This window comes from Treponema berlinense, from assembly GCF_900167025.1.
GTDB classification, from domain to species: Bacteria; Spirochaetota; Spirochaetia; order Treponematales; family Treponemataceae; genus Treponema_D; species Treponema_D berlinense.
The window spans coordinates 120,552-137,374 of the sequence record NZ_FUXC01000003.1; the positions used below are offsets into that span (position 1 = coordinate 120,552).

The following is a 16,823-nucleotide window of genomic DNA, read 5'->3' on the forward strand; positions in this document are numbered from 1 at the left end:
TTGTTTTGCAAATTTCCTGTTAACTTTAGGAATTATATCATAAGATTTGAGGAGCTCATATTGTTTTTAAGCCTTGAAAGCGGATATAGAAAACATTTGTCCGAATTTCCTGCTTTCCGCAATTCCGCTGTCCGCTTCATCCGGCAAAGCCGGACGCTTCGCGTTGCTTCAATCAGGGCTACATTATGGTTCTGCTACTTTTAGATCAAGGGCGGCAGATGCCAGCGCTTTTGTGTACGAATTTTCTTCCCCGGTTGAACTGTAATTTTCGTCGTTCAATCCCCGGGTTAAAACCATTTTTTTGCTTTTTTTTGCTTCTTTTCGTTGTTGCGCCAGGTTTTTTGCAGACAGCAGAATTTCGCCGGCTTCGTCCGCCCTTATGTGCAAAAGTTGCGCAATCTGCGATTCTTCGGTTTTTGCAAGGTTTTCGATTGTCGTAAAAGTTTTTAGAAGCAATTTTTCTCTTTTTTCGCCGACGTGCGGCAAAGTCGAAAAAATGCTCACTGTGTTTTCTTTTGTCCTTAAAGTCTGGTTTCTGCTGGTCGCAAAACGGTGTGTTTCATCTCTGACGCGCTGCAAAAGCCTTAGAGCGTCGCTGCGTTTTGGGAGGCAGATTGGTTTTGAGGCATGAGGCCGCCATATTTCTTCATCGCGTTTTGCAAGTCCTGCAATCGGAATATCAAGATCAAGCGCCTTTAATATTCCATCGACTGCATTTACCTGGCCTATGCCACCGTCTATTAAAATCAAGTCCGGCAAACTTTCATTTTCATTTTTGAGCCGGCTGTAGCGTCTTGTCGCAGCTTCCCGCATTGACGCAAAATCGTCAATTACGCCGTCTGTTGTCTTCAGGCGGAAATATCTGTAATTTTTTTTGTCGGGATTTCCTTTCCAAAAACTTATCAGCGAGGCAACCGGAAATTTTCCGCCAATGTGGGCAATATCGAAACCTTCGATTCTGTCTGGAAGCCGTGGAAGTCCGAGAAGTTTTTTCAATTCTTCAAGGGCCGGCATATCTCCGCGTTCCCTCAGTCTCCTGATAATGTCTTCGTGGGCGTTGTTTTTTGCCATGTTGAGAATTGCCGCGTGCCGTCTGTTTTCGGCAGAAAAACGCCTGTCGTCCTGAGAACATTTTACCGTCACAAGCTTTGTTTTCGGTTTTTGAGAGTGTTTTTCGCCCGGCTTTAAATTTTCCAGCCATTCCCCCAAAATCTTCGAGTTGTCTTCTTCGGAAACAAAAACTGAAGGCGGTAAGTCTTCCTCATCCGAATAATATGCGGCTGCAAATTCTTCAAGAAGCTCATCGTCATCTGCAATGCTTTCTACCCGGAAATTGTCGCGTCCGAGCAGTTTTCCGCCACGGATTTTTAAGACAGTAAAACTTACGAGTTCGCCCTCGCGCCAGTGAGAAATGTAGTCGCGGTCATCCATCGAAACAAAATCTTCGACAAGATTCTGGTTTTGCATGACGGTCAAAGCGCGCAGTCCGTCGCGGATTCTTGCGGCTTTTTCAAAATTGAGCGAAGCGGCGGCGGCTTTCATAATTGATGTCATTTTTGCGACAGTTTCATCACCTTTTCCCTCAAGCAGGGACTTTATTTCTTCGATAAATTCATTGTAGGAATCTTTATCAATTTTTCCGCAGCATGGCGCTTTGCAACGGCCGATGTGGTAATACATGCAGGGAGCAGTTCTTTTTTTGAATGTCCGGCAATGTCTTACAGGATAAACTTTGTAAAGTGTTTCTATAAAAGTTTCGAGGGCACCTGAATCTGGATACGGTCCGTAATAAATTGAACCGTCTTTTTTGATTTGCCGTGTCTTGAAAAGCCGCGGAAATTCTTCGTTCGTAATTTTTAGCGAAGGATAGGATTTTCCGTCTTTTAGTTGAATATTGTAGCGCGGCGAATATTTTTTTATCAGGTTGTTTTCGAGAAGAAACGCCTCGTATTCGTTTGACGTGGTTATGTATTCAATCGAGCTTGCGTTTGACACCAAAAGTTGAACTTTGATGTGGCGTTCACCGGAAAAATACGACGAGAGACGGTTTTTTAGGTTTTTGGCTTTGCCGACATAAATGACAGTTCCTTTTTCGTTTCGCCATAAATATACACCGCTGGAGGAAGGTGCTTTTAGTGCGGTTTCGTGAAGAATTTCATAAGCCGGATTAACTGAAGTATTCATTATGAGTTTTATGAAAAAAAATATATTAAAATTGAGTTTAGCATATTTTGCTTCGGCTTTTGTACTTGTGTCAACAGCCGCCGCTTCAGAAAAGACCTTGGTTCTTGGCGGAAAAAACGGCTGGAATGATTTTCTTGTAAAAAAAGGAATTACGACAGGACAGGGACGTTTTGGTTTTGATGCTGTCCAGCTTTCTTCGCAAACTCAAACTTCCGACAAAGATACAGAACTTCTTTTGCTTTTTGAAAACGGAAAAGTTTCGGATTTTGACGGAAAAGGAAATTACAGAATAATAGAAAACAATCTTTTGCCTGTAAAAGACGCCGCAAAAGGAACCGGAGCCGCTTTAAGCCGCGGAGAAAAAAAAGGCCTGGTCTTAAAAAAAGATAAATCGCCTCTTTCCGGAAGCTATGTTCCTGGAAACTCATTTTCGGTCGAATTCTGGATTTCGCCGTCGCTTGCAGAAAATGGCGAGAAAATTTATTCATGGCAGACTTCAATAAATTATTCAAAATACACGGATTTTCAGACGGTGAGCGCTGTTTTTTTGAACAACCGGATTGAATGGAGATTTTTAAATGTATTTCCGGGGCTTTCTGAACGCGAAGTTGTCTTAAAAGGCTCAACTCCGGTAATTCCTCAAAAATGGAGCCGTCATACAGTAAGTTTTGATGAAGAAACCGGCTGCCTTGAATATCTTGTTGACGGAAAAACCGAAGACATAAAATTTATAACTTCGACACGCCACGAAAGCGGAACCGTCTGCACTCCAGTCATCGGAAAAAATTCAACAATCGAAATCTGTCATTCTTTTACCGGAAAAATCGACAGTGTATGTATAAAAAATGCCGCTTACAAAGGCGATGAAAATATTCTCGTAAACGGAAACGAAGCGTTCAAGGCGGAAGGCGGACGTTTTGAAACAAGGCCGATTCTTGTAAGCCGCGCCTCAAGTTTTGACAGCCTTGAGGGAATCGTAAGTGTTCCTGCCCAGACCGAATTGAAATTTTTTGTGCGTGCTGGCGACAATTGCTACGGCTGGACAGAAAATTATCCTGAATGGAAAGAAATTTCGCTGGACGAAAAAATAGAAGGCGTTAGCGGACAATATTTTCAAATTGCTTCCGAACTTTTGCCGGACGGAAATTGCCAGCAAACTCCGAAAATTACGGAATTAACCGTAAAATATACAGAACCCGAAACTCCGCTCCCTCCGTTTTTTGTAAAGGCAGTTCCCGGCGACGGAGAAGTTACTTTAAGCTGGCGTTTTTCGATTGACGACAATGCCGGCGGTTACTACGTTTATTACGGCTCAAAACCTGGAGAATATCTTGGCAGGGCTGCAATTGAAGGCGTTTCTCCTGTGAATGCTGGAAATTCAACTTCAATTACGCTGACAGGACTTAACAACGGAACGATTTACTATTTTGCGGTTTCGACATATTCAAAACTGGACGAAAACATAAACGGCGAACTTTCCAATGAAGTTTTTGCCCGTCCGTCAAAACGGCTTGCAAAAAAATAGATTCCGCTGAATTAACTGACTGGAGAAGATTTATGGTTCAAAATCAACTTTTGCTTTCGAGAGCACGTTCTGCAACTTTGGCGCGGGATTTTGATCTTGCCGCACGCCTTTACCGCCAGCTTTTGCGAAAAGACAGGAACAACGTTGAACTTTTAAAGCAGCTTGGAAACCTTTATATGAAAAGCGGCCGTGATGACCTTGCTCTTCCTGTCTTTAAAAATATAGTCGGGCTTTCAAAAGACGATTTTGATTCTTTAATCACTCTTGGCGGAATTTACCGGCGTTTAAAAATGTACGAAGATTCAATCGCTATTCTTGAACAGGCTTTGATTTTTGACAGCGGCAATCCTCAGGTTTCGTACAATCTTGGTTTTACCTACAAAATCATGGGCGACACAGAAAATGCAATCGAATGTTTTGAAGACACGATTGAAATGAATCCGGAAGATGTTCTTGCTTACAATCATCTTGGAACGATTTATGCTCAAAAAAACGAACACGAAAAAGCCGTCCACTGGTATTTGCGCGGTCTGAATGTCGACTCAAATCATCCTGTTCTTCTATTAAATATTGCAAAAAGTTACGAAGAGCTCGGTGATTACAAAAAAGCCTGCGAAGCATATTCCAAGGCCTTGCGTTCAAAACCGCTTTGGAACGATGCAGTCGGCGGATTTTCGCGTCTTCTCGTAAAAATAAATCGTGCTCCAGAAGCGCACGAACTTGTAAAACGCGCTTTGTCGGTCAATCCAAATGATAAAAGTCTCGAAGAAAATTTAAAATATGTGGAAAAATTTGTTGAAAAAAACAAAGATGATGAAAATCCGGTCGAAAATAAAGTTCAGCCGGAAAACCAAGAATCAGCCTCAGAAGAATTAAATTTAAACGGCGAAAAATCTGATTTTGAAGAAGAAAATTCAGACGAAGAAAATGCCGGAATTAAGACGGAAATTGAATCTGAACAGACCGAAGAAAATCTTACGGAACCGGAAGACAAAACTTCGGCGGAAGCAGAAAATGAAGAAGACGAAACCGAAGAAAATTCTAGCCTTGACGAATTAAAACTCGGCGATGATGAAAATTTCGATTTTGAGACTTTTGGCCAGGAAAATTTTGAAGATGAATACATTCCCGAACCGGAAGAAGATGAACAAGATGAAAATGATGAGCCGGAATTGACGGAAGAAAAACAAAATCCGCCAGAAGAAAGTCCTAAGGAAAACCAGCAAACGGAAGACTTAAAAACTTCAGAGCCGCCGGCCACAGAAAATCCCCCGGAACCTGAAAGTTTTGACGGGGAAACTCAAAATATTCCGGAACCTGAAAGTTTTGGCGCAGAAACACAAAATCTTCAGAAAACTGAAAGTTTTGGCGCAGAAACTCAAAATATCCCGGAACCTGAAAGTTTTGGCGCAGAAACTCAAAATCTCCAGGAACCTGAAAGTTTTAGCGCAGAAATTAAAAATCTCCAGGAATCTGAAAGTTTTGGCGCAGAAACTCAAAATATTCCGGAACTTGAAAGTTTTGACGGGGAAACACAAAATCTCCCGGACGGACTTTCTGTTTTTTCTCAGGAAATAAAAGCCTTCGAACCGTTTGACTTTATTGAACCGGAACTTGTTGAAGAACTTCCTAAAAATCCAAATCTTGAGCTTTTTATAAAACTTCGCGAGCTTTTGGAATTCTTGCCTGAAGAAAAAAAATGCGAATTTCAGACCAGCGAAACCCGCATTCTCCTTGATTTTGTAATTTCCCGGCTTTCGGGCGAAAAAGGCCTCTTTGAAAAGGCAAATGAACTTATTGAAAGCGGTTTTGTTCAGCCATCTGGACAAAAAATCGGACAAAATTCATCTTCCCGACAACTTTTGTCCGACGGTTTTGAAATCGTAAAGGAACTTTTAAACAAAATTCCAGATAAAAATCTTGTTTACGCAATGGAAAATCTGCTCAAAAAACTTCCTTTTTAACGGTAGATAATCTTGCTGTGCGTAATTACTTCGTTTCCGTTTTCGGTAACAAGAACGTCATTTTCAAGACGTACGCCACCAAGTTTTGAATCGTAAAGTCCAGGCTCAAGAGTGACAATCATTCCCGGCTTAAAAACAAGGTCGTCGGTCTGCTTTGCGCTTACCCGCGGAAATTCATGAATTTCGAGTCCGATTCCATGTCCCAAAGTGTGCGGCATTTCGCGCTTTGCTTTTTTGAAAACTTCGTCAGCAACAAGACCTGCCATTTTGATTTTTTCACCGTTTTTATAGTAAGGCAGAGCTTCTTTTGCGGCTTTTTCTACAAGTTCAACGAGTTTTTTCTGCTCATCGGTTGCATCTTTTACAACTGTGAGCGTAGTGTCGGAAGTGTAGCCTTCAAAAACAACTCCAAAGTCAAGAATTGAAAGCCCTTTGCCAGGCCATGGAGCACTCGTGTAACCTGGAAAAGCGTGGATTGCAAAACTTCTTGAAGAACCTGCGGCCAAAGTGTCAAAACCGTTTCTTTCGCAGCCGTTGAGCCTCAATTCTCGTTCAATCAAAAGCGAAACGTCCATTTCTGTTTTGATAGAGCCGTCATCAATTCCATTTTCGATTTTTTCGATTATCAGGTCGCCGACTCTTGCCGCTTCTTTTGTGCATTCAATTTCGTATTCATCTTTGCAGGCGCGCAGAGAGAGCACAAAGTCATGAACGGAATTTTCTCTGCACAAAACGTCCCAGCCTTGCAGCGCGTCTACGTACTTTAAAAACAGAGGATACGGAGTTGCCGGCGAAACTTCAACTTTGAGGCGCGGATCATTTTTTTTGAAGGACTTTAAAATTTCCCGAACGGCTTCAATGTTTTTTCTGTCATATTCATTATATGGAACAATTTTAACGTCGACGCTCCGCTCTTTTGCAAGATTTTCGTCCCAGGGAACGAGAGCGTTTTTTCCGTCGCTAGAACAAATCCACAGCGCGTCCGAAGGATGTCCGGTAAAATAGCGGACGCTCAAATCTCTACGGCCTTCAGTGTCCTCAAAAACTGCCGCGGTGATTTTGTTTTCTTTCATAAACGCAAAAAGTTTTTCACGTCTGGCAGCATATATTTTTTTTAATTCATCTTTTGTGTAATTTTTCATTTAGAATTATCTCCCTAAATCAAATTTTATTTTAGCATAAATTTTATTTTTGTTCGGACGGCTTGTTTTCTGGCCGACTTTTTCAAGTTATTTTTTTACTTTTTTTAGAACCATATTTTTAGCACTTGCAAGCACAGGATCTTTTGTTATAAGTAAAAGTAAAATTCCTGCAAAAGCAAAAACTATTGCCGTCAAAACTACAGTTCCTCCAAATTCTACAAGTCTTCCGCGGCCTGCAAAAAAAGCAGATGTTGCGTTTTTAACGAGGGTTGCCGGAATTGCGGCAATTACCGAAAGAACTGCCATTTTTATTGAATACAAAATTGTTCCGCCGACAACGGCTTTTACGTCAATCTGTTTATTTTTTTTAAGAAAAACAAACAGCAAAATGGAATTTGCAAGGCTTCCGAGGGTGAGTGCCAGGGCGATTCCGCCTCCGCTCATAGGTTTTATCAAGATAAGCGCAAAAATCATATTTATTGCAAGTCCTAGAATTCCTGCCAGAGTAGGGGATTTTGTGTTTCCCTGCGCATAAAAAGCAGGAGCGACAACTCTGTTCATTGCAATAAAAAAAAGTCCTGCAATATGAAAGCGAAATGCCGTAAGAGTAAGCTGGACTGATTCATCATTAAAATTTTTCGATTTATAGACAAGCGAAATAATTTCTTTGCCGCACACAAGCGAGTAAAAAGTTACAGGAATCGAAATCAATGCGATAATTTTAATTGCCTGCGAAAGAAGCCTGTTGAAATTCTCCCATTTCTGAGTTTTTGCAAGTCCGCTCAAATCCGGCAAAATTACGGTTCCAATCGAAACAGCAAAAATTCCCAGAATCAATTCCTGAAGACGCAGACTGTACTGGAGAGAAGAAACAATTCCTGTTCCAGCTTTTCCTGCAAGAGCCGTCGAAATTACATCATTCAGCTGATAAGCAGCCATTCCGATCACTGTCGGACCTACAAGCGCGATAACTTTTTTAGTGCCAGGATTTTTAAACGCTTTTTTGAGTGAAGTAAAATGGCAAAACCAGCCTGTTTTTATTACAAAAGGAAGCTGGAAAATTGCCTGGACACAACCGCCAATCAAAACTCCAAACGACATTGCGCGTGCCGCCATTTGTGCTCGAAGTTCAGCATCGGCGACATTTTTTGTAAGAAGCGGAGTAAAAATATAAGTGCAGGCGATTACAATCGAGTTAAAAAGAACCGGAGTAAAACCGGAAGGACTGAAAATTTTTACGCCGTTTAAAATTCCCTGAAAAAAAGCCGCAAGCGAAATTACAAAAAGGTAAGGAAACATTATTCTTGTAAGAAGAACTGCTTCCGCCGTCAAAACAGAATCCGACTCGTCTAAAAAAAGCGGAATAATCAGTGGGGAAAATGCGATTCCAAGAATTACAACAACGGTTGTACAAAAACTTATGAGCGTTATTGTTGAATTTAAAAATTCCTTTGTTTTTTTGAATTCATCTGAATCTTTTCCAGAAGTTGCAGAATCTTCAAGATAACCGCGAAAAGTCGGAATAAAAGCGACCGAAATTGAGTTTTCGGCAAAAAGTCTTCTCAAAAGATTTGGAATCATAAAGGCAATTCCAAATGCGTCCGCAAATTTTGAAGTTCCTAAAAACGAGGCCTTTGTCATTTCGCGGACAAGTCCCAGAATTCTGGAACAAAGCGTAAAAAATGAGAGAGAAAGCCCGGAAGCGAGAAGTGATTTTTTTGTATTTGATTTTTTTTGTCTGTCAGCGATATTTTTTGCCTGAGAATTGTTTTCTGTATTCATATTTATAGAGAATATATTTTTAAACCGGTGTTTGCAATGATGTTTTTCAATTCGTTTTCTTGCGGTTTTAGGATTGCGGTTTTATACTAAAAATTGGAGAAAATCTAAAATGTCCAGAAAACAGTTTTTTCAAAAGGTCGGGCAGACGAGAATTGTGCCAATTTCCTTAAAAATTGTCGCAGTCTTTACTGTTCTTTTATTGCTTTCAAATTTTACAACAAATACGATTAATTTACTTTTGAGCCAAAAACAGATTATCAATTTAAACAACACGATTATGGTAAGCCGGCTCAAAGATTTGTATTCAGCTGCAGGAAATCAATATCAGATTTTTTCTTTTAACGGCGAGAGACAGACTTGTATTGAAGCGTTGAAGAGCGTTTCAAAAAAAGGTTTTGATTTTCCAAAGAGTTTTGCGGCTGCAATCGACAGACAGGGAAACATTCTTTTTGAAGTTTATGCTGACGGAACAGAAACAGACGAACAGAAAATTTTTCACTCTCAGCTTGACGACGCTCAGAAACCGGAAAATGTAAATTCTGGCGAAACTGAGCAGCAGGAAAAAAAAGACTACGGTTTTTTTGACAAAGATGCGCTTGCCCGGATAAATTCGGATTACGAAAACGGAATTTTTGACGGTTCTTTGAATTTTGAGACGGAAAAAGGTTCATATTTCGGGGTTTACAAATATCAGGAAGACTGGCAGTGCTACTTTATCCGTGGCGAATCCCGTGCAGACACAAATCATTCGACTTTTGTCGTTCTTGCCGTAATTTCGCTTATAATTTTTATTCTTCTGGTTGCCTTTTTAATCATCGGATTTAAGGTTTTTGGAAAAATTCTTGCAAATGTCAAAAAAATCACCAGCAGTCTTTACCAGATGCAGCAAAATCAAAAGCTCGAAATAATCGATTTGTCTTCTTCTCCGAACGATGACATAACTTATCTTGCGGCAAGTTTTAATTCACTTTCTTCGACAATCAACAACCTTCTTGGAATTTTTCAAAAATTTGTTTCTAAAGACGTTGTTGCAAAAGCTTATAACGAGCATCAAATTCGGCTTGAAGGAAAACGCCGCAACCTGACGATTTTATTTTCAGACATAAAAAGTTTTACTTACAGAACGGAAACCCTCGGAAACGACATAATCGACCTTTTAAACGTTCATTACGACCGTGTAATCCACGCTGTGCACGAAAACCGCGGAGTAATCGGTTCAATTATCGGAGATGCGATTCTTGCCATTTACGGAACTGCCTCTTCAAAGAAAAAATCCTTTGAGGCTGTGGAATCTGCCTGGAACATTACAAGACTGACGGCGCAGCTGCGCGAAAAAATGATTCTTCGCCGGACAGAAATCGAAAAAGAACGGACTTTGACCGAAGCCGAAGACCGGGTTTTTAAGGCTGTTTTAATCGACGTTGGAGTTGGAATTGACGGCGGAAACGTCTTTTACGGAAATATCGGCTCAGACGAGCACATGACAAACACTGTAATCGGCGACAATGTAAACTCTGCCAGCCGGCTTGAAGGTTTGACGCGAATTTATCATCTTCCTGTAATCTGCTCGGAATACGTAAAAAACGAAGTTGAAAAATTTTCGGACAAATACACTTTCTACGAAATCGACACTGTTCAGGTAAAAGGCAAAACAGAAGGCAAAAAAATATTTTTCCCTGTAAGCCTTGAAGAAGGCGAGCCTGAACTAAAAACAAAATTTGGACTTTTCGAAACCGCGCTTTCTGCCTATTACTCAGGCGACTGGAACTCGGCTCGAAAATCGTTTAAAGACTGCGGACTTGAAGCAGCTCAGGTCTTTTTGGAAAGAATGGGCAGACTCAATGCTCCTGACGGCTGGATGGGAATATGGACAATGACAACAAAATAAACGAACTTCAGGAAGCTCAAACTCACAAAGAAGTTCAGCTTTTTTTAAAAGACGAATTAAAAAATTTAAGCTATTCAAAAGCGGCGCAATACAACCTCGAAGAAGAATACGCGCGTACAAAACAGCACAAAAACCGTTCCGTAGTTATAATTCTTTGCGTGTGCGCCGTTGTCGTAAGCCTTTTGGTTGCCGGACTTACGCTTTTTATCACTTCTCAAAACAGAAAAATCAAGGTTAATATCGACACTTTCAACGATTTAAACCTTCGTGCTCTTCTCAATTCTGCCGGAAGAACAGAATCTCTTTATGCAAGCGCACTTCAGGCAAAAGAAATGCTTGTTTCTCAGCGCGATGACGAATTGAACGCAGCCGACCAGAAACGCGAGAATGATTTATACGTTTTGCGGACAGTTTCAAAAGTTTCAAGCAAAGATGCAATTGCCCGAAAAACCCTGCAAATCCAGGAAGAATACAAAAAATCCATAAAAAGCATACGCGAAAAATACGAGCCGGAAATCCAGGCTGCCGACGCAAAAATTGCAGAAATTAAAGAAAAACTTTCTGGCTACGATTCAGAAAAACTCTCTGCAGCCCAGGCAGACGAAGCGGTTCTCGACAGCCAGAAACAGCTCAACGACATACAAATTCGCAACCTCGAAAAAAAATACCAGAACCGCATAAGCGAATTAAAAACCCAGATGATTTTACAGCAGCGCGAAGCCGTAAAGCAGCAGCGCGAAGCAGTCGAAAAAGTCAGAAAAACATATCAGGCAAAAATCGACCTTCTCGACCCTGACGCACGCAGCCAGTCTGCTATTCAAGACCAGATAATTTTAGAAACGGGAATTCCAAAAAATGCGGTATCAACAGCCGAAATCCAGTTCAATTCCCGTTTTGAATCTTCGGATTACCTATCGGAATTCAAGTCGCCGTCAGAAGTTTTTTCTTCTTCTGTCAAAAATGCAGCGGATTATCTCGACGGCTTAAACACGATTGCCAACCGTTTTTCAACAATTCCGCTCGAAAACACAATCCGCCATTACGTTCCTGCAATGCAGCGGCTGGCTTTTTCGATTACGACAGAAATGGCGCAGGCTCAAAAGCAGATGCAGACTCAAATCGACGGCTTAGAAACCGAAATTTCGCAAAAAAATGCCCAGATTTCAGAGTTTCAAGACACTTTTGAAGAAATCTGCCTTTCAGATAAAACATTCCCGGCCCAGGCCTGCATAATCAATTCTTCGGACAAGAATAATCTAAAACTTTATGTCGCAAATTCAGCCAAAGCCCTTGTTCCGCCGGAAATTCAAACGTTTGACGCGCAAATTCGCGACGGAAAACGCATTGTTTGCGAACTTACAGTAACAAAAAACGCCCAAAACTATACCGCCGCTCCAAAAAATACTACAAAAAACTTTAATCCAGACGTGCTTTCTGCAGGAACCCGCGTTTATTTTGTGATTCCGGAGCCAGAAGTTCAAAAAAAATAGAATTTGGACGGCATTTTTTGCTCTAACCTGCTTTCCGCCGTTTCATTCGACAAGTCGAACGCTTCGCGCGGCTGCAATCAGGCGTAAGTTTTTTGCAAAAACATTCAAATTCTACTATAAAAGCGGCAAATTTGCCTAATCTGTTGAATTTTCAAAATATAAGTGCTAAATTTATCAGAAGTTTAAAAACTAAAATTTTATAACTTTTCATATATATACATCCGTAAAATTTGAGGTATTTGATGGAACTTTCCAATGTTAAATTTTCTCCTGCATCGACTCCAATCCGTATTGGTATCGATGTTGGTTCTACAACTGTAAAAGTCGTTTGTCTTGATCAAAACGATAAAGTAATTTACGGCGATTATCAGCGCCATCGTGCGGATATCCGCAATACAATTATCACGGTTGTTACAAAGGCTCTGGAAGAAGTTGAAAAAAAACTGGGCGAAAACAATACTGTTTCTGTAAAAGTTACAGGTTCAGGCGGTCTTTCTGTTTCCCAGTGGCTTAATATTCCTTTTATTCAGGAAGTAGTTGCGGCTACAACTGCCGTAAAAAAACTTATTCCTCAGACTGACGTTGTAATCGAGCTTGGTGGCGAAGACGCAAAAATTACATATTTTACCGGCGGTGTTGAACAGCGCATGAACGGAACCTGTGCCGGCGGTACTGGAGCTTTTATCGACCAGATGGCAGCTTTGCTCGAAACCGACGCTCCCGGTCTTAACAAGCTTGCGGCCGGTTACGAAACAATTTATCCGATTGCCGCCCGCTGCGGTGTTTTTGCAAAAACAGACGTTCAGCCGCTCATTAACGAAGGTGCCCGCCGCGAAGACATTGCCGCTTCGATTTTTCAGGCGGTTGTAAACCAGACTATTTCTGGTCTTGCCTGCGGTAAACCAATCCGCGGAAATGTAGCATTTTTAGGCGGACCTCTTCACTTTTTGGATCAGTTGCGTCAGCGCTTTATCGAAACCTTAAAGCTTACTCCGGAAGAGACAATCGTTCCTGAAGATTCTCAGCTTTTTGTTGCTGCCGGAGCCGCATATTCTGCCGAAAAAAAACTTTCCTGTGTAGGAGCAGAAACTCCAAAACAGTTTTTGACTATTGCCCAATTTAAGGACAGCCTTAAAAATCTCAATGGTGCGGAATTGAACGAAGTTCAGCGCCTTGAACCGCTTTTTAAGGACGAAGAGGATTTAAGAATTTTCCGTGAGCGTCATGCAAAGGACAAGGCAAAGCGCGGAAATCTTGCAGATGAACACGGTCCGTTATTTCTCGGTCTTGATGCCGGTTCAACTACAACAAAAGCCGTTCTCATCAACAAAAAAGGCGAAATCCTCTGGGATTTCTACGATGTAAATGCAGGAAATCCTGTCGAACTTGCTGTCCGCGTTTTAAAAACTCTTTATAAAATTTTGCCGAAAGACTGCTATATTGCGCGTTCTGTTTCGACAGGTTATGGCGAAGCGCTTTTCCAGGCGGCTCTCGGAGTTGATGCTGGCGAAGTAGAAACTATTACTCACTATCGCGCCGCGGAATTCTTTGTTCCTGGAGTTGAATTTTTGCTCGACATTGGCGGTCAGGACATGAAGTGTCTGCGCATGAAAGACGGTGCAATCACTTCAATCCAGTTAAACGAAGCTTGTTCTGCCGGTTGTGGTTCATTCCTTGCAAATTTTGCAAATTCAATGAACCTCGACATAAAAGAATTTGCGCAAAAAGCTCTTCTTTCTAAAAAACCAGTCGACTTGGGTTCACGCTGTACTGTATTTATGAACAGCCGTGTAAAGCAGGCTCAGAAAGAAGGCGCTACAATCGATGATATTTCTGCAGGACTTTCATATTCGGTAATCAAAAATGCGCTTTTTAAGGTTATAAAACTGCGCCGTGCCTCAGAAATCGGAAAAAAAGTTGTTGTTCAGGGCGGAACTTTTTACAATGATGCCGTTCTCCGCGCTTTTGAAAAAATTTCTGGTGTAGAAGTTTTCAGACCGGACGTTGCTGGTTTGATGGGTGCTTACGGTTCAGCCTTGATTGCCTTTGACCAGTGGTGCGATTTGACAGCTCCAAAACCTGGACAGGAAAAGAATTGGATTCCTCCAAAGGTGATTTCAAACATTGCAACTCCAGAACAGCTTGATTCATTTAAGGTTGAACTTGAACTTACTCGTTGTGGTGGATGCCAGAACAACTGTCTTCTTACAATCAATACATTTACCGCAGGAAACGACAAGCGCCAGTTTATTACAGGAAACCGCTGCGAAAAAGGACTTGAACGCCATAAACTTAAGGACACAAAAACTGTTGACGGTTCAAACAAAGAAAACACTGGTGTTGAAGAATCTTCCATTGAACTTCCAAACCTCTTTGACTGTAAATACAAACGTCTTTTCAACTATTATGTTCCGCTCAAACCGGAAGATGCTCCTATGGGAAGCGTTGGAATTCCTCGCGTTCTCAATATGTACGAAAATTATCCGCTTTGGTTTACGGTTTTCACAAAATTGGGATTCCAGGTAAAACTCAGTCCTCGTTCAAACAAGATGATTTATGAACGCGGAATTGATTCCATTCCGTCTGAATCCGTATGTTATCCGGCAAAAATCAGCCACGGCCATCTCGAGTCTCTCTTAAAAATGGGATGCAAATTCATATTCTATCCTTGTATTCCTTACGAAAAACAGGAAGATGCAGGTGCCGGAAACCATTACAACTGTCCGGTTGTAACTTCTTATCCGGAAGTTTTAAAACACAACCTTGACAACGTAATAAATTCAAAAGATTTGCTCTTCTTGAATCCGTTCTTGCCGATTTACGACAAAACCCGCCTCAAAGAACGCTTTTATGAAGAAATCCACACTTATTATCCGGTTTTGACAGAAAAGCAGGTTTACGATGCCATTGACGCCGGTTGGATTGAACAGGAAAAATTTAAGGCGGACACTCAGGCAGCGGCAGAAGAAGCTCTTGAACAGCTTGTTGTAAGCGGTGGAAACGGAATTGTTCTTGCAGGACGTCCTTATCACCTCGACCCGGAAATCAACCACGGAATTCCGGAAATGATTCACGGACTCGGCCTTGCTGTCTTTACAGAAGATTCAGTTGCCCATCTTGGTTCTGTTGAGCGCCCTCTTCGCATTGTTGACCAGTGGGTTTACCATAACCGCCTTTACCGCGCTGCAAATTTTGTCGCAGGAATGCCAAACCTTGAGCTTGTACAGCTTACTTCTTTTGGCTGCGGTCTTGACGCTGTAACAGCCGATCAGGTTGATGAAATCATGAAGGCAAAGAGCCGGATGTACACTCTCATAAAGATTGATGAAGGCTCAAACCTTGGAGCCGTAAGAATCCGTATCCGCTCTCTTATTGCCGCCGTAAAAGCACGTCAGCGTTCTCGAAAAAAGGTGACGGTAAAATCTTCTGCTTACCAGCGCGTTGTATTTACAGAAAAAATGAAGGACGAATATACAATTCTCTGTCCTCAATTGTCGCCGATTCACATGAGACTTCTGGAAGCGGCATTCAAGTATTCTGGCTACAAACTTGTTGTGCTTGATGCGGTCGATCCAAAAGCCGTAGACGCCGGCCTAAAATATGTAAATAACGATGCCTGCTATCCGTCGATTCTTGTTGCCGGACAGATGATGCACGCGCTCGAAAGCGGAAAGTACAATCTCAACAAAACCGCACTTTTAATTACGCAGACTGGTGGCGGTTGCCGCGCTACAAACTACATCGGTTTTATCCGCCGTGCCTTGAACGATGCAGGCTGGGGACAGATTCCTGTAATCTCTCTCAATACAGTCGGACTTGAAAAAAATCCGGGCTTTAAGTTTACTTTGCCGCTTGTTCATCGCGCAATGATGGCAGCTTTTATCGGTGACCTTTTTATGCGCGTTCTGTACAGAGTTCGTCCTTACGAAGCTGTTCCAGGAAGCGCAGACGCTCTTTACGAAAAATGGAATGGAAAGGTTATAAAACAGTTAAAGTCGCTTTCAATTTTGGGTTATCACAAGATGATCCGCGGAATTGTACGTGATTTTGACAAACTTCCGATTCTTCCGGTTAAAAAGCCTCGTGTTGGTGTTGTAGGAGAAATCCTTGTAAAATTCCATCCGACAGCAAACAACGACCTTGTAAAAGTAATCGAAAATGAAGGCGCAGAATGTGTAATGCCGGATCTTATGGATTTTGTCTACTACACAATGGCCGATGGAAAATTCAGATACGAAGAACTCGCATTCCCGAAAAAAGAAGAAAAAACCGGAAAACTGATTATTAAACTGTTGAATTTCTACAGATATTACATAAATCGTTGCCTAAAACGCAGCCGCCGCTTTACAACTCCGACCGACATTTGGGAAATGATGAAATCAGTTGAAGGAATTTGCCAGATTGGAAACATAAGCGGAGAAGGCTGGTTCTTGACTGCAGAAATGATTGAACTTATTCATTCCGGAGCGCCTTCAATTGCCTGTGTACAGCCTTTTGCCTGTCTTCCAAACCACATTACCGGAAAAGGCATGATAAAAGAGTTGAGAAGGCATTTTCCTCAGTCGAACATCAGTGCTATAGACTACGATCCGGGAGCTTCGGAAGTAAACCAGTTGAACCGCGTAAAGCTTTTGCTTTCTAATGCGCCGATTGGAAAAAATCCGGACGAAATGAAAAACGGTAAGATTTGGACTAAAAAAGGTCCGGTTGATCCGATTTTGCAGTATGCTTCTGGCGGAAGCCAGTTTGTTGACGACGATCCTGTCGACGCAAAAAATCTTGTGCCGGCAACAACTGCCGACTAAAAGCGCTTGAAATTAAAATTCAGGGCGTCTCCGGCGCTATGCG

General features: G+C 41.7%; 8 protein-coding genes. 5 read left to right on the forward strand and 3 right to left on the reverse strand.

Annotation, left to right across the window (positions count from 1 at the left end):
• Window positions 1-183: 183 nt before the first annotated feature.
• A complete protein-coding gene (gene uvrC / locus B5D47_RS04035; protein WP_078930547.1) occupies window positions 184-2,184 on the reverse strand; it encodes an excinuclease ABC subunit UvrC in 2,001 nt (666 codons plus the stop codon).
• 10 nt (window positions 2,185-2,194) lie between these two features.
• On the opposite strand from uvrC, the gene B5D47_RS04040 reads away from it, so the two are divergent.
• The gene (locus B5D47_RS04040; RefSeq protein ID WP_234969890.1) at window positions 2,195-3,709 is read left to right on the forward strand and encodes a LamG-like jellyroll fold domain-containing protein; all 1,515 of its coding nucleotides are present in this window, start codon (window positions 2,195-2,197) and stop codon (window positions 3,707-3,709) included.
• 32 nt (window positions 3,710-3,741) lie between these two features.
• Entirely contained in the window at window positions 3,742-5,673 is a 1,932-nt protein-coding gene (locus B5D47_RS04045; RefSeq protein ID WP_078930549.1) for a tetratricopeptide repeat protein, read from the forward strand.
• Here the strand turns inward: B5D47_RS04045 and B5D47_RS04050 are convergent.
• A complete protein-coding gene (locus tag B5D47_RS04050; protein WP_078930550.1) occupies window positions 5,670-6,815 on the reverse strand; it encodes a M24 family metallopeptidase in 1,146 nt (381 codons plus the stop codon). The two genes, B5D47_RS04045 and B5D47_RS04050, sit on opposite strands and share 4 nt — an antisense overlap.
• A gap of 87 nt (window positions 6,816-6,902) precedes the next feature.
• Window positions 6,903-8,597 (reverse strand): murein biosynthesis integral membrane protein MurJ, encoded by a 1,695-nt coding sequence (murJ, locus tag B5D47_RS04055; RefSeq protein WP_078930551.1) that lies wholly within the window; start codon window positions 8,595-8,597, stop codon window positions 6,903-6,905.
• A gap of 109 nt (window positions 8,598-8,706) precedes the next feature.
• Between murJ and B5D47_RS04060 the strand changes: the two genes are divergently transcribed.
• From B5D47_RS04060 to B5D47_RS04070, 3 genes are all read left to right on the forward strand, one after another.
• Window positions 8,707-10,485, forward strand: coding sequence for an adenylate/guanylate cyclase domain-containing protein (locus B5D47_RS04060; RefSeq protein WP_078930552.1), 1,779 nt, complete (start codon window positions 8,707-8,709; stop codon window positions 10,483-10,485).
• Window positions 10,464-11,975, forward strand: coding sequence for a hypothetical protein (locus B5D47_RS04065; RefSeq protein ID WP_143592602.1), 1,512 nt, complete (start codon window positions 10,464-10,466; stop codon window positions 11,973-11,975). Before B5D47_RS04060 ends, B5D47_RS04065 begins: the two co-directional genes overlap by 22 nt.
• 242 nt (window positions 11,976-12,217) lie before the next feature.
• The gene (locus B5D47_RS04070; protein WP_078930554.1) at window positions 12,218-16,780 is read left to right on the forward strand and encodes a 2-hydroxyacyl-CoA dehydratase; all 4,563 of its coding nucleotides are present in this window, start codon (window positions 12,218-12,220) and stop codon (window positions 16,778-16,780) included.
• Window positions 16,781-16,823 lie beyond the last annotated feature (43 nt).

Excerpts from the sequence above, each read along its gene's own strand:
- B5D47_RS04070 (WP_078930554.1), top strand. The coding sequence starts at position 12,218 with ATGGAACTTTCCAATGTTAAATTTTCTCCTGCATCGACTCCAATCCGT.
- B5D47_RS04060 (WP_078930552.1), top strand. The coding sequence starts at position 8,707 with ATGTCCAGAAAACAGTTTTTTCAAAAGGTCGGGCAGACGAGAATTGTG.
- murJ (WP_078930551.1), bottom strand. The coding sequence starts at position 8,597 with ATGAATACAGAAAACAATTCTCAGGCAAAAAATATCGCTGACAGACAA.
- B5D47_RS04065 (WP_143592602.1), top strand. The coding sequence starts at position 10,464 with ATGGACAATGACAACAAAATAAACGAACTTCAGGAAGCTCAAACTCAC.
- B5D47_RS04040 (WP_234969890.1), top strand. The coding sequence starts at position 2,195 with ATGAAAAAAAATATATTAAAATTGAGTTTAGCATATTTTGCTTCGGCT.
- uvrC (WP_078930547.1), bottom strand. The coding sequence starts at position 2,184 with ATGAATACTTCAGTTAATCCGGCTTATGAAATTCTTCACGAAACCGCA.
- B5D47_RS04045 (WP_078930549.1), top strand. The coding sequence starts at position 3,742 with ATGGTTCAAAATCAACTTTTGCTTTCGAGAGCACGTTCTGCAACTTTG.
- B5D47_RS04050 (WP_078930550.1), bottom strand. The coding sequence starts at position 6,815 with ATGAAAAATTACACAAAAGATGAATTAAAAAAAATATATGCTGCCAGA.